We start from the raw sequence: 539 nt of genomic DNA, 5'->3' as shown, positions 1-539 counted from the left end.
TGCCGTATTTCGCCAGTTGCTGTACGACAACCGATGGCCCGATCCGCAGGATTTCCTGCTGTGTGTGATCTGGGCATTTGCGGCATTTGTGATTGGTCTCTGGATATTCCGCCGGAGTGAGAAAGGACTGGCCGAAGCACTATGAGTGATGTTGCCGTGCACATTGACCAGATCAGCAAGAAGTTCCGGTTGTACCACGAACGAAATCAGTCGATTAAATCCGTGATCATGCGCGGGCGTCGGTCTGTTCATGAGGACTTTTGGGCGCTGAAAGACGTGAGTTTCGAGGTGCCCAGTGGGTCGACGTTCGGTCTGATCGGCAGCAACGGATCGGGAAAGTCCACGTTGCTGAAGATTCTGGCCAAGATCTACTACCCCGAGAAGGGGTCGGTGACCTACAACGGTAAGATCGCGGCGCTGCTGGAGGTTGGCTCGGGATTCCACCCGGAACTTTCCGGGCGCGAGAACGTCTTCCTGAACGGCTCCATTCTCGGCATGTCGAAGAAAGAAGTCACGCGCAAGTTTGATGAAATCGTCGA

The 539-nt window shown here is 54.7% G+C and carries 1 protein-coding gene; it reads left to right on the top strand.

What is annotated here, in order from left to right; genetic code table 11:
* Positions 1 to 141: 141 nt before the first annotated feature.
* Positions 142 to 539 (top strand): ABC transporter ATP-binding protein (locus JF66_RS20120; RefSeq protein ID WP_035880674.1); only part of this gene is annotated, 398 nt, incomplete at its 3' end.

This window comes from Cryobacterium sp. MLB-32, from assembly GCF_000738085.1.
In the GTDB taxonomy this organism is placed as follows: Bacteria; Actinomycetota; Actinomycetes; order Actinomycetales; family Microbacteriaceae; genus Cryobacterium.
The sequence above is the reverse complement of the archived record's forward strand: the minus strand, read 5'-3'. Positions and strand labels throughout refer to the sequence as shown.